The sequence below is a fragment of the Blautia sp. DFI.9.10 genome (assembly GCF_024461705.1).
Lineage (GTDB): Bacteria > Bacillota > Clostridia > Lachnospirales > Lachnospiraceae > Blautia_A > Blautia_A fusiformis.
On sequence record NZ_JANGAA010000002.1, the window covers coordinates 63779 to 83622 of the forward strand.

28 protein-coding genes and 2 tRNA genes are annotated in these 19844 nt (G+C 39.4%); 22 read left to right on the top strand and 8 right to left on the bottom strand.

The features are described from left to right. The first annotated feature begins 33 nt into the window (after positions 1 to 33). A complete protein-coding gene (locus NE671_RS01435; RefSeq protein ID WP_015525727.1) occupies positions 34 to 1044 on the top strand; it encodes a GGGtGRT protein in 1011 nt (336 codons plus the stop codon). A gap of 160 nt (positions 1045 to 1204) precedes the next feature. Here the strand turns inward: NE671_RS01435 and NE671_RS01440 are convergent, their stop codons facing one another. From NE671_RS01440 to NE671_RS01460, 5 genes are all read right to left on the bottom strand, one after another. Continuing rightward, positions 1205 to 2287 carry a tyrosine-type recombinase/integrase gene (locus tag NE671_RS01440; protein ID WP_129975991.1) on the bottom strand — a complete coding sequence of 361 codons (1083 nt, stop codon included), beginning with the start codon at positions 2285 to 2287 and terminating at the stop codon, positions 1205 to 1207. 165 nt (positions 2288 to 2452) lie between these two features. Then, complete coding sequence (locus NE671_RS01445; protein ID WP_129975993.1) at positions 2453 to 3442, bottom strand: exonuclease domain-containing protein; 990 nt, start codon at positions 3440 to 3442, stop codon at positions 2453 to 2455. Between the two features lie 17 nt (positions 3443 to 3459). After that, entirely contained in the window at positions 3460 to 3930 is a 471-nt protein-coding gene (locus NE671_RS01450) for a hypothetical protein (protein WP_129975995.1), read from the bottom strand. Positions 3931 to 4000: 70 nt separating this feature from the next. Beyond that, positions 4001 to 4477: a hypothetical protein gene (locus NE671_RS01455; protein ID WP_129975997.1), complete on the bottom strand. Its 477-nt coding sequence runs from the start codon at positions 4475 to 4477 to the stop codon at positions 4001 to 4003. A gap of 394 nt (positions 4478 to 4871) precedes the next feature. Then, on the bottom strand, positions 4872 to 5180 hold the full coding sequence (locus NE671_RS01460) for a helix-turn-helix domain-containing protein (RefSeq protein ID WP_129975999.1): 309 nt from the start codon (positions 5178 to 5180) through the stop codon (positions 4872 to 4874). 165 nt (positions 5181 to 5345) lie between these two features. Between NE671_RS01460 and NE671_RS01465 the strand changes: the two genes are divergently transcribed. Next, complete coding sequence (locus NE671_RS01465) at positions 5346 to 5552, top strand: XRE family transcriptional regulator (RefSeq protein ID WP_129976001.1); 207 nt, start codon at positions 5346 to 5348, stop codon at positions 5550 to 5552. A gap of 131 nt (positions 5553 to 5683) precedes the next feature. Here NE671_RS01465 and NE671_RS01470 read toward each other — a convergent pair whose 3' ends face one another. From NE671_RS01470 to NE671_RS01480, 3 genes are all read right to left on the bottom strand, one after another. After that, complete coding sequence (locus NE671_RS01470; protein ID WP_256163579.1) at positions 5684 to 6517, bottom strand: hypothetical protein; 834 nt, start codon at positions 6515 to 6517, stop codon at positions 5684 to 5686. 302 nt (positions 6518 to 6819) lie between these two features. Beyond that, positions 6820 to 7356, bottom strand: coding sequence for a hypothetical protein (locus NE671_RS01475; RefSeq protein ID WP_129976005.1), 537 nt, complete (start codon positions 7354 to 7356; stop codon positions 6820 to 6822). Positions 7357 to 7607: 251 nt separating this feature from the next. Then, positions 7608 to 7778 (bottom strand): hypothetical protein, encoded by a 171-nt coding sequence (locus tag NE671_RS01480; protein ID WP_161206394.1) that lies wholly within the window; start codon positions 7776 to 7778, stop codon positions 7608 to 7610. A 133-nt stretch (positions 7779 to 7911) separates the two neighbouring features. On the opposite strand from NE671_RS01480, the gene NE671_RS01485 reads away from it, so the two are divergent. The 20 genes from NE671_RS01485 to NE671_RS01580 all read left to right on the top strand — a co-directional run bounded on the left by NE671_RS01485 (position 7912) and on the right by NE671_RS01580 (position 19843). Continuing rightward, positions 7912 to 8130 carry a hypothetical protein gene (locus tag NE671_RS01485; protein ID WP_118514880.1) on the top strand — a complete coding sequence of 73 codons (219 nt, stop codon included), beginning with the start codon at positions 7912 to 7914 and terminating at the stop codon, positions 8128 to 8130. After that, positions 8127 to 8285: a hypothetical protein gene (locus NE671_RS01490; protein ID WP_161206395.1), complete on the top strand. Its 159-nt coding sequence runs from the start codon at positions 8127 to 8129 to the stop codon at positions 8283 to 8285. The genes NE671_RS01485 and NE671_RS01490 overlap by 4 nt, the downstream gene beginning before the upstream one ends. Positions 8286 to 8439: 154 nt before the next feature. Continuing rightward, a complete protein-coding gene (locus NE671_RS01495; protein WP_129976007.1) occupies positions 8440 to 9324 on the top strand; it encodes a DUF4373 domain-containing protein in 885 nt (294 codons plus the stop codon). A gap of 113 nt (positions 9325 to 9437) precedes the next feature. Next, positions 9438 to 9842 carry a hypothetical protein gene (locus tag NE671_RS01500; protein WP_129976009.1) on the top strand — a complete coding sequence of 135 codons (405 nt, stop codon included), beginning with the start codon at positions 9438 to 9440 and terminating at the stop codon, positions 9840 to 9842. Further along, complete coding sequence (locus NE671_RS01505) at positions 9836 to 10156, top strand: hypothetical protein (protein ID WP_129976011.1); 321 nt, start codon at positions 9836 to 9838, stop codon at positions 10154 to 10156. Before NE671_RS01500 ends, NE671_RS01505 begins: the two co-directional genes overlap by 7 nt. 9 nt (positions 10157 to 10165) lie before the next feature. Next, entirely contained in the window at positions 10166 to 11575 is a 1410-nt protein-coding gene (locus NE671_RS01510; protein ID WP_129976013.1) for a hypothetical protein, read from the top strand. A 446-nt stretch (positions 11576 to 12021) separates the two neighbouring features. Continuing rightward, entirely contained in the window at positions 12022 to 12297 is a 276-nt protein-coding gene (locus NE671_RS01515; RefSeq protein WP_129976015.1) for a hypothetical protein, read from the top strand. After that, a complete protein-coding gene (locus NE671_RS01520; protein WP_129976017.1) occupies positions 12294 to 12569 on the top strand; it encodes a hypothetical protein in 276 nt (91 codons plus the stop codon). The genes NE671_RS01515 and NE671_RS01520 overlap by 4 nt, the downstream gene beginning before the upstream one ends. A gap of 129 nt (positions 12570 to 12698) precedes the next feature. Continuing rightward, positions 12699 to 12899, top strand: a complete 201-nt coding sequence (locus NE671_RS01525) for a hypothetical protein (protein WP_129976019.1) — start codon at positions 12699 to 12701, stop codon at positions 12897 to 12899. A 307-nt stretch (positions 12900 to 13206) separates the two neighbouring features. Continuing rightward, positions 13207 to 13629 carry a hypothetical protein gene (locus NE671_RS01530; protein WP_129976021.1) on the top strand — a complete coding sequence of 141 codons (423 nt, stop codon included), beginning with the start codon at positions 13207 to 13209 and terminating at the stop codon, positions 13627 to 13629. Between the two features lie 11 nt (positions 13630 to 13640). Continuing rightward, complete coding sequence (locus tag NE671_RS01535) at positions 13641 to 13985, top strand: type II toxin-antitoxin system HicB family antitoxin (protein ID WP_330641768.1); 345 nt, start codon at positions 13641 to 13643, stop codon at positions 13983 to 13985. A gap of 294 nt (positions 13986 to 14279) precedes the next feature. Next, positions 14280 to 14591 (top strand): helix-turn-helix domain-containing protein, encoded by a 312-nt coding sequence (locus NE671_RS01540; RefSeq protein WP_243113506.1) that lies wholly within the window; start codon positions 14280 to 14282, stop codon positions 14589 to 14591. Positions 14592 to 14606: 15 nt separating this feature from the next. Then, the gene (locus tag NE671_RS01545; RefSeq protein WP_129975687.1) at positions 14607 to 15158 is read left to right on the top strand and encodes an ImmA/IrrE family metallo-endopeptidase; all 552 of its coding nucleotides are present in this window, start codon (positions 14607 to 14609) and stop codon (positions 15156 to 15158) included. Between the two features lie 169 nt (positions 15159 to 15327). Then, positions 15328 to 15456 (top strand): hypothetical protein, encoded by a 129-nt coding sequence (locus NE671_RS01550; protein ID WP_255363765.1) that lies wholly within the window; start codon positions 15328 to 15330, stop codon positions 15454 to 15456. 247 nt (positions 15457 to 15703) lie between these two features. After that, a tRNA-Ile gene (locus NE671_RS01555) sits at positions 15704 to 15777 on the top strand. 8 nt (positions 15778 to 15785) lie between these two features. Further along, positions 15786 to 15856: transfer RNA gene (locus NE671_RS01560), tRNA-Arg, on the top strand. Positions 15857 to 15874: 18 nt separating this feature from the next. Then, complete coding sequence (locus NE671_RS01565) at positions 15875 to 16258, top strand: HNH endonuclease (protein ID WP_129975689.1); 384 nt, start codon at positions 15875 to 15877, stop codon at positions 16256 to 16258. A 116-nt stretch (positions 16259 to 16374) separates the two neighbouring features. Further along, on the top strand, positions 16375 to 16923 hold the full coding sequence (locus NE671_RS01570; RefSeq protein ID WP_129975691.1) for a hypothetical protein: 549 nt from the start codon (positions 16375 to 16377) through the stop codon (positions 16921 to 16923). Next, positions 16920 to 18611 carry a terminase TerL endonuclease subunit gene (locus NE671_RS01575; RefSeq protein ID WP_129975693.1) on the top strand — a complete coding sequence of 564 codons (1692 nt, stop codon included), beginning with the start codon at positions 16920 to 16922 and terminating at the stop codon, positions 18609 to 18611. The genes NE671_RS01570 and NE671_RS01575 overlap by 4 nt, the downstream gene beginning before the upstream one ends. Positions 18612 to 18661: 50 nt before the next feature. Beyond that, complete coding sequence (locus NE671_RS01580) at positions 18662 to 19843, top strand: phage portal protein (protein WP_129975695.1); 1182 nt, start codon at positions 18662 to 18664, stop codon at positions 19841 to 19843. The last annotated feature ends 1 nt before the right edge of the window (position 19844 follow it).

A 19844-nucleotide genomic window follows, 5' to 3' on the forward strand; every position in this document is an offset into this window, starting at 1 on the left:
TCGTAAGGTGAAAATATCAGGAGGTTACAGGAAATGGCTTTATTTGAATCATATGAGAGACGAATTGACAAGATCAATTCTGTTTTAAACAGCTATGGAATCGCTTCTATCGAAGAAGCTGAGAAAATCACTAAAGACGCAGGACTGAACGTTTACGATCAGATCAAAGGCATTCAGCCGATCTGCTTCGAGAACGCTTGCTGGGCTTACACAGTAGGTGCAGCTATCGCGATCAAAAAAGGCTGCAGAAGAGCCGCTGACGCAGCAGCAGCTATCGGAGAAGGCCTTCAGGCTTTCTGTATCCCGGGATCCGTTGCAGACACACGTAAAGTAGGTCTTGGACATGGAAACCTTGGAAAGATGCTCCTTGAGGAAGAGACAGACTGCTTCTGCTTCCTTGCAGGACATGAGTCTTTCGCAGCAGCTGAGGGTGCTATCGGTATCGCAGAGAAAGCAAACAAGGTTCGTAAAAAACCTCTTCGTGTTATCCTGAACGGTCTTGGAAAAGACGCTGCTCAGATCATCTCCCGTATCAACGGCTTTACATATGTAGAGACAGAGTATGATCCATATAAGAACGAGGTTAAGGAAGTATTCCGTAAATCCTATTCAGAGGGACTTCGTGCAAAGGTTAACTGCTACGGCGCTAACAGCGTTCCGGAAGGTGTTGCGATCATGTGGAAAGAGGGCGTTGACGTTTCCATCACAGGAAACTCCACGAACCCGACTCGTTTCCAGCATCCGGTAGCAGGAACATACAAAAAAGAGTGCAACGAGAAAGGCAAAAAATACTTCTCCGTTGCTTCCGGCGGTGGTACAGGACGTACACTTCATCCGGACAACATGGCAGCAGGTCCTGCTTCCTACGGTATGACTGATACACTTGGACGTATGCATTCTGACGCTCAGTTCGCAGGATCTTCTTCCGTACCGGCTCACGTAGAGATGATGGGTCTTATCGGCGCCGGAAACAACCCGATGGTTGGTATGACAGTTGCTGTAGCTGTTTCCGTACAGGAAGCTGCTGACGCTGGCAAGTTCTAAATATAAGCATAGCTTAAAATAGCGAAAAAGCCGTAAACTCAAGGGTTTGCGGCTTTTTTACGTTTGCCTGAAAATTAGAACAAAACACTCTGAAAAAACGATAAATTTGACGGGTAGCTAACAAGTAGCTTACACGTAGCTAACAACGGTAGCTTACAAATTATTCGCTGGGGATCTCTGGCCAGGTGATCATATTCATAGCTGTACGCAGGTCTTCGATGGTCCTGTGAGTGTATACTTTTTCTGTGATATCCTGGATTTCATGACCAACGATTAACTTTAGGACATATTCGTTTATGTTGGATTCCTTTGCCTTGGTAATAAAGGTGTGCCGGGTGTCGTGAGGCTTGTGGGTCATATTCAGGCGTGACATAACCTTTTTGAAACGGTTTCTGTATTTGTCATATGTAAGATGAGTTCCCTGCTGCCCATCCGGATCATTGAAAAGATATTCGCTGTGCATAGAAGTGGCCTGATTGTAATTGCGGCGAACCAGATCCATGATCTGTGGGTGAATAGGAACGGTACGATTCTTTCCGGCATCTGTTTTCAGTCCACCGATAAAAGTCATATTTTCAAAGTCAATATCTGCAATTTTCAGGACAGCCAGTTCCTGCGGCCGCCAGCCAGAATATATTCCGATCAGAACCATATCTGCAAAAGGAATTTCAAGATGGGACCAGAGAGACAATATTTCCTGATCAGAAAAAGGAACACGGATGATTTTAGGCTTAGGCTGCTGCACACCATCACAGAGCTGGGCATAGTCTTTAGTTACAATTTCATGTTTCATGGCATATCGGTACATAAGATTGAATAGGCTTTTCATTCGTGCTTTTGTGCTGTCACCGACCTGAGCATTACGAATAGTTTTTTCCAGATGCTCGACCCGGATATCTTTCATTTTGATATTGTATAGTGGAGCACAGTGCTTATATGCAGAAGTAATAGTACGGACACTGGAAGGACCACCCAGGGTAGGGAAATGTACATCAGACCATGCTTCGTACACATCACTAAAAGTGGGTTCTTTGGCAAATAAATCGTAGGGATTTTCGTTATATCGGGTAAGAGCTTCCAAAGCTTCTTTTCTGGTGCTAAAGTATCCAATAGCTTTTTTGACTTGTTTTGCCTGATTGGTTTTGGTGTCGATTTCCCATCCGGTTGTTTTACTGGCTGCCCAGGGTTTACGTCTCTTTCCGGGAAGTTTATAAACAGATCCGAAACCATTTGGTAACTTCATAAATATCATCCTCCTTGTAAAAATGGGTACAAAAATAACAGCCAGCGAACGAGTGTTTCGCTTGCAAGGCTGCTCCGAAGATGATACAATAATTTTGCAAAATGAGGTATCTCTTCGGAGATCCACCACCGTCCCGGTATTGGCGTACTGGGGCGGTTTTTAATATTAATTTTCGGAAATTATATCATAAAAAACATTTTCGGGAATAATCTCTATATCATATCCATCAAGCTTTAACTTTTCAGCTTTTTTCTGTTTGGAGCTTTTTCCGTCTTTGATGGATTTACAATAATCATTATTACCTAAAATGAGATAATTAGTTTTTTTGGTTACGCTGTCGGCATTTTTTCCACCAAGATCAGCAACGATTTGCATTGCTTCCTTGCGTACCATTTTTTCAAGTGTTCCGGTAAATACGCATACTTTTCCATATAACAAATTAGATGTATCAAAATCAGTTTTAGAAGTGCTGATGTCATCTGCTCTAACACCACTTCTGGAACGTCTACATGCTTTGCTAAATGCTTCTAATGATTCATATTTTTCTATAATTTCATTAACGAGACATATATAGCATTTAGAAGTTATTTCTACATCACTTAAGGCTCTATGTGCATTTTCATAACTGAGATTATAGTATTGAACTAAATCAGATAATTTATGATGGTTAAGTTCCTTATGTATACGTCTAGAAAGTCTCATAGTGTCGATGAAGTCATTAGATAAATACTTGTGGATAACGTGTTCACAATTGTCATATAGAAAATTAATATCAAAATTAACGTTATGTCCTACAAGAATGGAATTTCCAATAAAGGAATAAAATTTTGATAGTACCAATGCGGTAGAATCTGCTTTTGATAACATTTCATCAGTTATTCCGGTAAGATTAACGATAAAGTCATCCAAAAAAGATTCATCGGTGGTAAAATCATCTGGTTTTATAAGAGAAGTGAAAGTATCGACAAGATTTCCTTTATGAAATTTTGCAGCAGCGATTTCAATAATACTATCCCAATCAGGCGAAAGTCCTGTTGTTTCGATATCAATGACACAGTAATCATCTGGAAAAGAGATAACATTTTTTCCCTTGTACTGTCGATCATGAGTAAAACTTATTTTTTCTCCAGTTAAAATATCAAATCCGATTGTCATATGTGACTCCTTTTACTTTATTTATAATCATTAAAAGCTTGTATAAGATCTTCAGAAGCTTCACCCATCAGAACGTATTTTCCGTTTATAGCTAAAGCATTTATTGTATAACCATCAATGCCTTCAACTGAAATGGCATCTCCAGAAACTAATTCTTTATATTGGGTAGAAGACATATCGTATTCGTAAATTTCAGCATCACCATATTTAAAACCAGATATGGCACCAACCATATCAGCGGCCATTTCAATACGTTTGCCAGAAAGAACATTCTTTTTAAGTAAATAGTCTTCCATATTATTATTCTTAGTATCATCAGACTGATATTTTTTTAATTTGGAAGTAAGGTCATCGACTTGCTTTTGTAAATCATCAACCTGCTTCTGCAAGGCAGCGATTTTGTCGTCTTTTGTATCTGCAAAAACAGCTACGGACGGAGAAAAAACAAAAATAGTGGTAAGCAAAATTGCTAAAAACTTCTTTTTCATAATATCCTCCCTTTAAAATATAATATCCATAAATAATACGATATTCATTATGGAAAATCCCTTGTTCAGATTATAAAGTATTAATTTTTATTACAGCCAACTGCGGAATAAAATAGATTATATAATTGTCCATAGCAACATACTGTCCGTACTTGGAACGGTAACAGTCTATTACTTCGGTAAGATAATTCTCCGGTACATCCAGATATTCTGCCATCTCATGAAGACTCCGGCAGCGAGATTCATAAGCATTGATGATCCCGATCAGCCCTACTCGAAGATTATAGCCATAAAGTCTGGCCCGGTATTCCTGCTTTCGGTTCATGACATCAGTTGACTGATCCAGAATATTACCTGTGGTAGTATAGTGGTGGCCAAGTTCCTCAGCCAGAATACAGGACTTTTCTGCCTGAGTTTTAATTCCTTTTCTGATAGCTACAGTTCCATCACAATATAACCCCTTTATTCTTTCAGTTTCAAATGGATAATCTATAACATCTATACCGTCCCTGCAGGCGGTATCTAGTAATTTTTCGTATGTATTCAATTCAAAACCTCCCGCTCGTGTATATTGAAATTGACAAATATTTTTAAGTGACTTATAATATACTTAACAAGACAGCTGGAACGATAGCTGAAACCTATCCGTTTCTGGCGTTATAAGAGTTATAGAAATAGCATCCTACTTTACCAGAGCGGGGATGCTATTTCTTATTGTTCAGATTCAGAATGGCTACGATTAAAAGTCCTACATTTAGGATAATCATAAATTCTTCATATGTACTCATAAGCCCCACTCCTTTCTGCAAGACTCAGAAACGGAGTGGTACCGCATCCTTCCAGTTGCCTGGGTAAGTATATTATATTGTCAAAACATATCTGGCAGATCTGCCAATTATTCCCGTTTCATTTTTTACTCACAGTACTGTAAAGCACAGATATTATTTTCTTTTACCTTTTACAAATTCTGCGAACTGACGGATTTCATTCAATTCATCTTCTGTATATTCCTCGCTATCGAAGTGAGCAGCGAGAGTAGTAGGTTGTCCATGAGAATCATCTGCCAGATAGTCAATGGTACAGCCAAGATATGCAGAAAGTTTTTTTAATGTAGAAAGTTTTATATTATCAGTTCCTTTTGTATAAAAACCGGCGATTGTAGTATATGGAATACCGGCTTCTTTTGAAAGGATAGACTTATTGATTCCCTTTTCAGCCATTAATTCATCTAACTTATCAGTGAATGACATATCTAATACCTCCTGTTAAATTCTATTATACATATAAAAATAACTTTGTAAAGTAAAAAAATACCCTGCAAAGTAAAAAAATGTATTTTATGGGTTGACAAACTACCCTACAACGTATAATCTATAATCAAAGTTACCTTACAGGGTAACAGAAAGGAGGAGAAAATGTTTTTTAACTTAAATGCCGAAATGGGAAGAGCCAAATTAACCATTAAGAAGTTATCTGAGATTACGGCTATAAACTATGAATCTTTAAAATTGAAACTCAGAGGTGTTACAGAATTTAAGCTGAGTGAAATGATGGCAATTAAGAGAAAAGCTTTCCCAGATAAGACATTGGATTACTTATTTGCAACTGAAAACGACAAGTAATCATTCATTTGAAGGGAGGAGGTGAGAAGTGATGGATACATCAAAAGAAGAAATTGTAAACCTGCGTAAGCAGATAAACAGGTTAAAAATTAGTTTAATGTTTACGCAGGTATTGATGATTGCATTGCTGCTTATTTTGGGGTATCAGTGTCTTTGGTCAATTTGGAATTATCATTATCTTCTTCAACAGATAAGCATGTGTCTTGATTCTGTGAATACTGTTTATTCTGCTCTTCAACAGTTTTTTGCAACTCTTTGATCGCTTCGGCTTCACTGGAAGAAGAAGTATCTATGTTGTGAAGGAGTTGTTGCAGTATTTCATTTTGGGCACGTTGGAGCTCAATTTGGGTTTCTTCAATTTGCGTTTGTTTAATCTGATCTTCTTGTGATGAATTGAACTGAACAACAGCAATAGAGATTGTGAGGATTGTCGAAATAATTAGGTTTATAAGAGTCAGCAAAATAGAAGTAGGCATTTTTATTCTACTGTTTCCAATGGGAATATATATGCAATCGGGAAATTCGTATATTTTAACAGCGGATTCATCAACAATTACAAAATCATTTTCAGGTAAATTATTGAGATTGTCTGGGCGGTCAAAAGATGGTTCAGGGGCAATATCAATAAGCTGTTGCTGAAGACTTTGAAGCGAAATCATAGTTTTCAGAGATTCACTTAAATTGTTGTACATATTGGTTGTTATATTATCTCGGACAGCCGCTGTCATAGCTTCTGACATTATGGAAAGCGAATTAGTAAGTGAAGAAATTATACTCGGTGTATATAACTGAAAAAAGTGCTTATAGGATTTAACCATTTCTTCTTGAAGCTGGCCAATTTGAGATGTTATAGAGTCAGAAGAAAAAATAGTTTGTAAGTAACCATCATACATATGCGAAATTCTATTTAAAGAATCTTGAAGTGCTGAGCTTAAAAAAAGTGTATTTTTTTGATTGTTTTTCATTGAAACCTCCTTATTCAACAGGTATGCCAGTACCTGTGATACAAGAATAGGAAAGAAATGGGGAAAAGTCAAGTAATCATTTATTTGAAGGGAGGAGGTGATCGGAGATAAAAGAAACCAAAATTCAGTTTACAGATAATGAAAACAGATATTTTGTTTCCATTCAAAAACGGTTATCTGGAAAATGGCGTGTATATGTTACAAAGCAGAAAGAAAGTGATCATGGCAATTTCAGTACACCAATTACTTATAAGATAACAGCCAGTACCGTTAAAGAAACATTGGAATACTGGCTGATTAGATTAAAAAATTATTTTCTTAAAAAGAAACATAAGTAAAGTAGATAAGGTGGATGAAGCAGTGTCAGATAAAGCATCGGAAGAAATTTCTGATAAAAAATCTTTTATTTTTGATTCTTTCTTTTTTTCAGATAAAGCAGGATTTTTGAGTTCATATAAAAGAGTTTCCAATACTTCTTTTATTTCGGGATCAAGTTCTGAATTCTGTACATCAGCAATGAGTTGATTGTAGTTGTTGGATATTGTGTTTCCTGAACCAGTAACAAAAATATTGTTATTTCCTGAAATAGAAGGGACAGTATCATCTTGAAAGCCGTTTTCTACGAAGTGAATACCTTTAGGAGTGAGCTTAATTCCACAAAAACCAGTTGCTCGATATTCGTATTGAATATATCCGTCATCACACAAAGCATCTAAACAACGGATGGTAAGTTGTTTTTCACGGTTATCCTTTGAAAATTCATACTGCATTGAACGTTCACCGGTTTTTTGGTAATAAGAGTAGGCATCTTCTAAATATTCTTTTTCTTGTTGAAACATAAAACGTCTCCTTTCTATAGATTTAGGTATGCCAGTACCTGTGATACAAGAATAGGAAAGAAACTAAGAAAAGTCAAGTGCAGGCCAGTAAGACTGGATAAGAGGTGAGATAAATAAAAGAATCAGAGACACGTACTGTTAAAGTAAAAGTGACAGGATATAAGAAAACTCTGAAAAGAGTGAAGAAATTAAGAAAAGAAATGAAACAGCTCAGCAAAACTGTTGAGGAGCTTGCTGAGCTGAAAGGAAAGTTATTCTGACTCTAGTTTGATGTCTATACCACATTGAGGGCACTTGATGATACTGCCAATATCGTCAAGTGATACTTCAATGGAATGATTGCATTCAGGACAGTTAAGCTCAAATGTTTTCAAATCATCCAACAGACCGTCAAAGCCATCAGAATTAAATTCAAATTTCATATAGTTCTCCTTTCTGTATGTACTCGGGTATTCTCAGTACCCTGTATATACAGGATAGGAGAATCTTGGCATAACTGCAAGGAAAAGCGTTCGACAAAGTTATGAAAATCTTATAAAGAAAGGAAAATGAAGTATGGAAGTAGGCAAGATATTACCTGTTGAAGCAGCAGCCATACTGCATGCATCCCCACAGTTTGTAAGGGTTGCAATGCAGCAGGAAAAGCTTCCAATCGGGACTGCAATTAAGATGTCCTCGATCTGGACATATAACATATCGGAGAAGCTTCTGGCTGAGTACAGCGGAAAAAATATAAGAGCTGAGCTGGAGAAGATAAGAGGTGGAAGTAAATGAGACGAGATGCAATCATATCACTTTTTATCGCACTTCCTGCTGCAAACCTTCCATTCTGGCAGTGGAGAAGTTCGGCAGAAATGCTTTTAATGGCAGGACTGTTCTGGCAGGTGGCATTTGTGTTTGTAGTTGGAACAGAGTATCAGAAAAGGTAGTAAGAAAGGATCCCGGGAGTGCAGCTCCGGCGGGATCCGATGGACGTAGTAATACACGAATATTACGTTCTTATTATATAGAGAAATAAAAAGAAAAACAAGTGAAATATCAGTATCAACGCAATCTCTATAGAAGAACTGGAGGAACAATCATATGGCAAGGCGAAGGCAGGAAGGAAACCTCTTTTTTCGCCTGGATGTGGATTTTTTCTCAGATAGAAAGGTAAAGATCCTGAAAGCCCGGTATGGAGCAGACGGGATCACCTTATACTTGTATCTCCTGTGTGAGATATACAAGACAGGATATTATTTAAAGATTGATAGAGATTTTGAGTACATTGTTTCAGATGATCTGAACATGGAAAGCAACAAGGTGAAGCAGGTCTTGAACTTCTTATTGGAACGGTCACTGTTTGATAACACACTTTTCCAGTCGGACAAGGTTTTGACCTCTGCCGGAATACAGAGGAGATATCAGGCAATGGTAAAAGCCAGGGCACTGAAAACTCCGATCACTGTAGAAAGGTTTTGGCTCCTTCCAGAGGAGGAAACAGAGACCTTTATTAAAGTGCACCCTTCTTTAAATAATTCCGAGAATAATCCCGATAATTCCAGGAAAAAAGATGATAATTCCAGGAAAAATGACACAAAAGGAAAGGAAAAGAAAGAAGAGTATATATATACGGCTCCGCCGGGTACATACTTTGAAGATCCTTCTTTGAATGATATTTTCCTGCTGTTTTTGAAATCAAGACAGAATAAAGGCGATCAGCTGACAGATGAGCAGATCCAACTGTTGGCAGAAGAAGTCCTTTCCTTATCCAGTGATCCGGAGGAAAGGATCGCCATGGTCAAAAAATCTATCATGAATGGCTGGAAAGGATTTTACCCGGTGAATAAGCAAAAGAAGAAAGAGACCTCCAAGAACCGGTTTAATAATTTCCACCAGCGGGACTATGACTTTGCTGATTACGAAAGGCGTTTATTGAAGCAGGGCGCTGGAGGTGATGAAGCTGGACGTAAAAGAATTATGGGGTAAGGCCTGGAGCCTTAGACCTGGCCAGAACACAGCCAACATGAAATATGTTGGTACGATTATTAAATCCGGTATCCGATTTACGTATTACCAGGATGAGAATGGAGGGATATGGTTTGACAGTGAACCAGTCGAAGGAAAACCTGAATGGATGCAGAGAGCAGATGAAGCCAGGAGAAGAAGGAATAGACGGTATTCTTGAAGTCTTAAAGGCTTATGTCTGTGATGAGATCTGCTGCCACAGAGGTGCTGTAACACAGGAAGAAATGGATCAGCACTGCTGCCGTTGTAAATTACAGCAGTACACAGACAAGATCCGTGAAGAATATGAGAAGATCAATGCTTTTGATCAGAGTTCAACGTATCAGATCATGAAGAAGTATCGCAAGATCATCTTATGCAAAGATTGCAGACACAGAGCAAAATTACGAGATGATTGTTATCGCTGCAGGAAAGCAACCAGCCTTTTAGGTACATTAGAAGACTATGATGGTTGCAGTAGAGGAGAAGAAAAATGTTAATCAGAAGTAAGAACAAAATGCACATTGTAAATATTGAAAATGGTGTAGTATCCGCTGAAGGGGACGGAACGCTTACATTTCGTGCAGGAAAGATAAGAGTTGTATTAGGCGAATACTCAAGTGCCCAAAAAGCTTTTAAAGTGCTGGATATGATCCAGGAAGCGTATGAAGATGAAAAAGTCGTAGAATACACACTTGCTTTACAGGAAAACGAATTTAAAAATATGACAAGAGATCAACTACTGTCTGCCCGAGCCGGGATCCTGAAGAAAGCTGTTTTCCAGATGCCAAATGAAAGTGACGTAGAGGAATAAGGAGAAATCATGGATGTAGTAGAAAGTAAATGGTACGAAATGGACATGCCACTGAATGATGTAAAGAAACTTCTTTCAGCGAATATCAAAACCATGTCCAGAAGCTTTATTGCTGCCGGATATTACATGAAGTATATCCGGGACCGGGAATTATTCCGGGATGGTGGATATAACAGTATCTGGGAGTTTGCGGAAGATCAGTATGGAATCAAAAAGTCAGCAGCCAGTCGCTGGATGGCAATGAATGACAAGTTTTCCAAAGATGGAAACAGCCCTATCCTGGATGATAAATACAAGGATTTTAACAAAAGCCAGCTGCAGGAAATGTTGTATCTGACAGATGAACAGATGGAAGAAGCTGAGCCGGAAATGAGTGCAAAGGAAATTCGTGCAATCAGGAAACCTCCGGAAGTAGAAGTTATTGCGCCGGCGCAACAGATAGATGATCAGATCCCCGGCCAAGACAGCATTGAACAGCATCCAGAATACATGCCAGGAAAAATGACGATTGAAACAGCAACCGGACAGAACCGGCCGCCGGAGAACGAGATCCCAATCACACCGGAACTGCAGATAGAAGGCTTTTTCGAAGCCCTGAACAAAGGAGATAAAGAACGTGTTCTTACATGTGATATCAACGCAACGACCTATCTGCTTGAAGTCCGGTATCAGGATGTCCGGATCAGGAATGGTAAATTCAATTATCAGGCAAATTCAACCGGGATCATGTTCAATCCTGGAAGTTACATGGAATGCGCTTTCACCTGGAATGAGCTGGCCCACGAGCTGATAAAAAGGTTCGGGAAGAAACGGAAACCGGTCAAGATGGTGTCTATAGACGCACCGGAGAAGAAAGATAACAAAATGCCGGGGCCGGCAAAATGTATCACTGGAAAGAGCGGTTCGGGAAAATGCGGTGCAGCAGCCTATTGTGATACGGAATACAAATGCTGTGCTCAGTGTCCGGATGATTGTAACAGTCGCTGCGGATGGCTGGAAGAACGCTGCCAACTGGTAGCAGAAACACCGGACGAAAAGCAGCATGATTGTGGTGTCTACAACAAAATCGCAGACCATCCCGGCGAAGCCACTGCATTGCCAGTCATGAAAAATAATGATCAGAGAAAAGAATGGCTGAGAAACTACAAGGATTGGGGCTTGTGGTACGAAGATAAAAACATCGGTGTTAAATACTACAAGTATGATTTTGAGAATGGCGCATGCTTGATTGCAGAAGAATATATTCTTCCAGGAACAGAATGGATGCCAGAACATGAAACGGCATTCTTACATCTTGTTGGAGGACCTGAACCAGAGTGCAAGGGCGGCATACCGAAATGGACATATCATGCACGGTATTATAAATTCCCAAACTCAGAAACAGAGCTGGTTGAATTCCTGAAGGAATTACAGAAATAAGGGGTGTTATCGAAAATCCAAATATATCACAAATACATAAGGGGAGGCCTTGACCTCCCCGGAAAGGGGCAGAAATTGTTATTTCCAAAACCGAAAAGTAAGAAAAAGAAAAAAACATCATCCACCAAGTATTTTACATGATAAGAAGAGCAGGACGTGTTATCTGTGTATTATGCTTCATGATAACTGGTCTGAACATAGCACTCTTCAGGAACACCATGTATTTAGTGGTCCTAATAGGACAAATTCAGAAGAGAATGGCCTGAAAATATACCTGTGTCGAGATCATCACGTTTATGGCCCGGAAGCTATTCACAACAATGCCCGGATCCGCCATGAAGTACAGCGTATGGCCCAGAGAGAATTTGAAAGGCAGCACAGCCACAAGGAGTTCATGAAGATATTCGGCCGGAATTATCTTGATCAGGTAGAGATAGGGGAAATCAATGAAAAGAAGAGTAAACCTGTACAAGGTAGTAGACCAGAACGGGAAAGCAGTCTTTGAGGATTTATTAACAGCCAAACAGGTTACAGAGAAGCTTGGTATTGCAAGAGATAATGTCTGCCAGGCAGCAGCAAACTTTGCACTTGTGGACAAGAAGTATCGGATCATTCCGGAAGATATTAAGTTAAGCAGGAATCTGGATATTACATTACTCCTAGAATGGGATCGGGTACGAAAAAAAATCCTGCAGACAGCAGGAGGAAAAAATGAATCATGATGATAGGCAAAAAAGAATGTTTACAGCTGTTAGAGAAAATGACTGAGGAATTTCCGGAAGAAGAGCCAGAGCATTTTGAATCAGCAGTTAACCGAATAATATATGAATTTGCAAAACTGGATGGCAAGAAGCCTAAATATCACCAGATGAAGCGATATAACTGTTATTACACTTGTGGAAACTGCGGATTCCGCATGGATGTAGGCCTTAATTTTTGTCCGAATTGCGGATTTTTAATCAACTGGGACAGCATAAGGTGCTTAACGAAATAGAGGAAGAGCAACAGATTAGTACAGAAATAATTCCTGAATTATAACAAATAATAGCACATTGATAATTGAATATTAACGGTTGGAATGATATAATTTCTGTATTATAGATATGATAGGAGGAATTGTCATATGGGAAAATGTTTTTGGTGTGAAGGAACAGGCAAGTTTAAAAAACCAAGGGATGAAAAGAAGTATTCGGAGTTGTTTGATAGATACGATGCGCCTGGAACGCTAACAATGGGAGAGTGCAGAAAACGAGCTTTAAAAGAAGTGGGGTACGACTTAGTAAAGTGCGAACATTGTAATGGAACGGGTATTCAGAAAGATTGAACAGTCCTTTTACCAGCCATCAATATTGGTGGTTGGTATTTTTTTGTTTTTTAGAGAAAAAAGGTGACTACAAGATAGAAAACGGGTTGTGAATGACTAAAATAACATAAATGGTGATTCAACCTGCATAAAACGAACGCTGTGAATGAGGAGCTGGTTATCAGTCTAATTAACGGACGCGAAGTCCAAGAAAGGGGACGATATCCGATTGCTACCTACATTCTAACAGCTTAAGCAACAAGATGGATAATTCCTTACTGGCTGTAAGGGATATTAACCATAAATATATTGTAGTAGAAAGGGGAGGATGCCAGTGGGCGAGATCAAGATCACCAGGAAACTTCTTGATAATTACAGAAAATTAAAGAGGGAAATACCGGTCCTTGGTTTGGAATTGGATGAAATGATGAATGGGGAGGCTGGGCTAGGGAACAGCACAATATTTGATTACAGTACAGGTTTTGCACGGCCTCAGAGCGTAGTTGGGTTTGATCAGGAGCGATATGACAGAAGAAAGAGAACCTATGAGCATAAAAATGAGCAGGTGGCAGCAGTAGACAACTGGATTCAGAACATTGAAGATGGCCAGACCAGATATGTGTTCAAAGCGTTTTATCAGCAGGGATTGACCTGGGAGAAGATAGCAGGAAAGACAGGATATTCACAGAATCCTGATTATCCAAGGCTTATGATCAGAGATAAATACTTAATGAGGGAACAAATAAAATAGTTGACATACGTATAAATACGTATCCGGATATACCAGAATGCATGACACAGGGTGAAGATATGCAGGAAGCATATGAAATGGCTGTGGATGCCCTTGGCCTGGCGTTGACTGCAAGAGAAAATGAAAAGGAACCAATACCGGAAGCTTCAGCTCTTGATGCCGTAGATCCGGAAGATGGAACTCTAGTGATCATAGAGTTTGATATGGCGGAGTATCGCAGAAAGAATTGCTCCCGTGCAGTGAAGAAAACATTGAGCATTCCAGAATGTCTTAATGAAGCTGCAATCCGTGAGAACATTAACTTTTCTCAGATCTTGCAGGAAGCATTGATGGTAAAATTAGGGATGAACAGGTAACAGAACGGCGGTCCTTGCGGGATCGCCATTTTTTGAGTGAAAATAAAAAAAGTTCGGATTATTCGGAAAGTTCGTTGTACAATACAATAGAAGCCAAAGGCATAAAGGTCGGCGGCTTTAGGAGTCTACATTTATATGATAGGTCACAAGAAGGCATCTGGCGTCATCAGCCGGGTGCTTTTTATATATAAAATGGTAATAGACATAATAAAAAATTATAATAACTTGACAAAGTGATAATTTAATGATATAGTATGAGTGTAGCAATCGATTGCTAATAAGGAGGAAGACGAAATGGCAAGGGGCATAGCAGAGCGTATGGCAGAAATAATTTCTGACCGTAAAATGACGCAAAAGGATCTGGCATCTTTATCAGGAGTGACAGAATCTGCCATTTCCCATTATTTAAAGGGAGATCGTATACCAAGAGGCGCCACTCTGATTAAAATTGCAAAAGCACTCAACACAACAACAGATTATTTGTTGAGCCAAGATGAAAAAAGTGGTTCACAAAAAGATTTTGATGATGCACGGGTGATCTTAGCACGGAATGCTTCAAAAATGACAAAGGAACAAAAAATGGAACTTATTAAACTTTTAATGTAACAAACAGGAGAGTATATGCGTCTGGAAAATGAACAGTATGAAGAGATTAAGAGGGTGGCAATAGATACCTTTTCTCTATATGGAATCAGATGTATTCCAATTAGTGCATTTGAAATGGCTACGAAAATGGGAATTAAGATTGTTCCATATTCTGCTTTAAATGAGGAAAAGAGAATTGCAGCAATGCGTGAAAGCAAAGATGGATTTTCAATTGGCAGTTCTCAGAGTCAAGAATGGATTATTTTTTATAATGATTCGTGTGAAAGTTATGGGAGAATCAACCAAACTATAATGCATGAAATTGGTCATTATGCTATGGGACATATTAAAGATGGAGAAGAGGAAGAAGCAGAGGCAAATTTTTTTGCAAAATATGCACTTGCGCCACCACCACTGATTGACAATTTCATAGAGAATGTTACCCCGGATGCAATAAGGACTACTTTTGACCTTAGTAATCAGGCTGCCAAATATGCATATTGGTATTATCGAAGTTGGCTATATAATGGAATAGGGCATTATACAGACTACGAGGAAAAAATGCTTGATTTATTTAAAGCTGTATAAGTCGAAAGGCTTTATACATACAAAAAACCAAGCAACATAAATATGGTGCTTGGCTCTTGTGAAAATGTAAATACAGTTGTTCAACTGGTTACAATTCCGTCTCGACAACTGAATTGTAACACTGTATTTATCCTTTTGCAAGAGTTAATTGCGAAAGGAGGGGATATCCATGTGGATTTTTAGAACGTGGATTACCAGGAAAGATGGCACGAAAGATTATGCCAAGGATCATGGTAAAAAAGCCTTCAGATTCTGGGTAGGTCCTGGACCGGAACCAGATAAAAAGAAGAATCAGTAATAGTTAACGAAGAGGCGTATTTACCAGTTGGACGCTTCTACCCAAAAGAAAGGTATAGGTAGAAGAAGATGGCCAAAACAAAATCTAGTGTTAGAGGAACTCAGAATAAAAAGATTGTGGTTGTAAAACCGTATACGAGAAGTGATGGTGTAAAAGTTAAAGAACATAGACGTTCAACACCGAATTAATATTGTAAAGGGCGTGTGGGAAATGAGAAATCATTTTTCTACACGCTTTTTCTAATTGCGGACATTTAGCTCAGCAGGTCAGAGCAATCGGCTCATAACCGGTCGGTTCTGGATTCGAGTCCCAGAATGTCCATAAAATAACGCGGGATGAAGTAATGGAAACTTGCAGATCTCCTAAGTCTGAAATGATGGTTCAAATCCATCTCCCGCTATTTATGAAAGGATAAGATATGTTAAGAAGTTGCAAATACTGTGGCCGGATTCATGATAGTAAATATCAATGCAGCAGCAGGCCGGTACGCAGGAAGATACGGACAAAGCAGAATAGTTTTCGAAGCACTGAGGCATGGAAGCGAAAGAGCCTGGAGATCAGAGAGCGGGACAAATATCTGTGCCAGATCTGTATGCGAAAGCTGTACGGAACCACACAGCAATATAACAACCGGGAAATAGAAGTACATCATATTGTACCAATAGCAGAAGACTGGGACGGAAGGCTTGACAATGACAATCTTATTTCATTATGTGGTAGGCATCATGAGATGGCCGAAGCCGGGAAGATATCGCAGGCGGAACTGAAAGAGATTGCCAGGCAGCAGGAGGATGAAATGTAATCCCCCCCGCCTAAAAAAATCTGAAAATTTTGACTTTTTTACGACCACATATGCCCACAGATTTATAATAAATTCCCACATCAGCGTTTTTATTCTTGACGGAAGGAGGGAGCACAATGCCAACAACACCAAAGTCTGCAGATATTATTCGGATGGAAGGAAAATCACACAGAACCAAGAAAGAACTCCGGCAGCGTGAACAGGCAGAAAAGGCTCTGCTTACAGGGATTCCGCTGAAAGAACGGCAGGAAGTGAAAGACAATGAGATTGCACATAAGGAATTTCTTCGACTGAAAAAGCTCCTTGAAAAGATCAATAAATTCGATGATATGTATGGAGCTGTGATAAACAGATACTGTATTTTATATGCAGAAACGAAGGAATTTGAGGAAAAAAGAGATCAGTTTTATAAACAGTTATGTGAGTTTCAAAATGAAAAAGACGATATGCTTATCAACAGAGAACTGACACGGAAAGAATATTACGGCATTGAAGCTTCCATGCAGAAAAGTCTGGTATCTATGGATCGGCAGATCCAGGCAAAAAGAAGAATGCTGGCAGAGATTGAGAAAGAAAACGTTATGACGATCGCAGCATCCCTCAGATCTGTTCCGAAGAAACCGGAAAAGAAAACCAATCCACTGAAAGAAGCGTTGGGCGGATGAAAGAAGGAAAAGCATACAAATATGCCGTATGGTGTTCCACGGAGCAGGAAGGAAAAGTCCCGGAATATGTTAAAAAACAGGCAGAAAGCTGGTTACATATTGCGGATGGAAATGATGAGGACGCTTATGTAGATGAACAGGAGTATGAAAAAATATGCAAATTACTAAAATTAATGGTCCACCCGGATCTTAGATGTAGTATTTATGATGGCCTGGAGGATTATGCGTGGTTTATGATCGTAGCCGGGCTATGCACATATTGCCGGAATTCAGAACAAAGAAGCCGGTTTTATGTAACGATTCTTCTTGAAATCGCACGAAAAAATTTTAAAACATTCAATTCGGCAGTGATATTTATCCTGCTGATGCTTACAGAACCGGATTTTTCCCGGTTCTTTTCTGTTGCGCCGGATCTGCAGTTATCATCGGAACTGAAAAATGCTATCCGAAAAATTATAAAAGTTTCGCCAGCATTATACGATGAGGATGAACCTGCATTTAAGGTCTTGAGGAGCCAGATCATATGTCTGCTCAATGAAAATGAGTATACGCCACTTGCATATAGCCAGGATGGAATGGATGGAAAACTGGCAAATGCGTATCTGGCAGATGAAGCAGGAGCATTGGATGATTATCCGGTAGAAGCAATGAGATCTTCACAGATTACTTTGTTTAATAAACTTGGAATTATCATCAGTACACAGTATCCCAACGATAATAACGTGATGATCGATGAAATTGACATTGCGAAAAAGACTTTGGACGGTCTGCTGGATGATCGGCGATATTTTGCTTTGCTTTACGAACCAGATGATGATCTGAAGCAGGGAGAAGCCTGGCAGACTGATGATCGTGCGATTTATCAGAGCAATCCGGTTGCAGTATCCCATCAATATATTTTTGATGAGATAAAAAAGAAACGTACCTTAGCAGTCCTTTATGAGAATAAAAGAGAAAATTATCTTTGCAAGCATAACAATATTCTCTATAAGGGACTTGGTGTGGAAGGTTATATAGATATTCAGAAAGTGAAACTGTGCAGGATCCAACCAGATCCACAGTGGTGGAATGGCCGTCAGGTATGGGTTGGAGTAGATCTTTCCCAGACGGATGATAATACTGCGGTGGCGATGGTGACAGAAGATAACGGATATATTTACGCTAGGGTAATGGGATTTATTCCAAAAGAGAAAATTAACATAAAAACCCAGAAAGAACATGTGGATTATCAGAGAATGATCAGTAAAGGGGAGTGTATTGCATGTGGTGAGGAAGTAATTGATTACAGTGTAGTGGAAAATTATGTGATACATCTGCTGGAAGAAGAATACGGAGTAATTGTGGAACAGGTTGGATATGACCGCTACAATGCAATTTCAAGTGTCCAGAAAATGGAAGCAGAAGGGCTGGAGTGTGTGGAAATCAAACAGCATAGTTCCGTCCTGCATCAGCCAACAAAATGGTTAAAAGAGCTGATCCTGCAGCAGGCATTCCGATATGAAGAGAACCGGCTTCTGGAAATCAATTTTCAGAATGCGAGATGTACAGAAGACACAAACTTAAACAAATATGTCAACAAAAAGAAATCCACCGGTAAGGTAGATGAGGTAGTTGCATTGATCAATGCGATGTATCTTTTACAGCAATATTTACTGAACGGTGACAATTTTGTTGCCCAGACAGCATAGGAGGGATAGCAAGGGGAATTTGGAAACGGAAAAAACGTGCGGATCCGGATGTGGAACCGGAAGTAGATGCCGCTATTTTAAGAGCCTGGTTATCAGGAGAAAGTATTGGAAGGGAAGGAGCAATGAATATTCCGTCCCTGGCCGGATGCCTGAATAAGATCGCAGGGACAATGGCAGCAGTTCCAATAAAGCTGTATAAACGGGAAGATGACAGGATCACAGAAGTGACGGATGACAGGCGAACGATATTACTGAATTCTGAAACAGGGGATACGCTAGATGCTTATCAGATGAAACGGGCAGTTGTTCTGGATTATTTTCTTGGGAGAGGCGGTTATATTTACATAGATAAAGTCAGGAACGAAGTACGTTCTCTCAGGTATGTGGCAGAAAAAAACATAAGTTTTAACCAGAATCCGGATGTGATATTTAAAGATTATGACATTTTAGTACAGGGAAACACGTACAGGCCATATCAGTTTGTACGCCTTCTGAGAAATACGGAGGATGGGGCACAGGGGAAAAGCCTTATTGAAGAAAACAAGCAGCTTCTTAGTGTGGCGTATAACTCCATGAAATTTGAGGAAACCCTTGTTGCAACAGGCGGTAATAAGAAGGGCTTTATTAAGTCTCCGAGAAGACTGTCGCAGCAGGCAATCAATTCTTTGAAAGAAGCATGGAGAAATCTTTATTCAAACAATACAGAGAGTGTGGTGATCCTGAATGAAGGCCTTGATTTTCAGGAAGCGTCCAATACATCTGTAGAAATGCAGCTGAATGAAAATAAAAAGACGAATGGGGATGAGATCTGTAAAGTAATTGGGATCCCGCCATCGCTGTTAAGTGGCAATGCCGGAGAACAGGATGAAAAAAATTTCATTAAATATGAGCTTTCAAACCTGCTGGCAGAGTTTCGGACTGCATTAAACCGGGCAATGCTGCTGGAATCTGAAAAACAGATGTATTTTTTTGATTTTGATATTTCAGAACTGATCAAAGGTGATATTGACAAGCGGTATAACGCATACAGTGTTGGAATTGAAAAAGGATTTCTTCAGACAGATGAGGTCCGAAAAAAAGAAAATATGCCACCTCTTGGTATGAAATTTATCAAACTGGGGCTCCAGGACGGATTGTATGATCCGGAAAGCAATAAAGTGATTGTACTTAACACCAGTAAAACATTAGATTTGACAAAAATAAAAGAAGGGGGCGATGACCCAGGAGAATAGA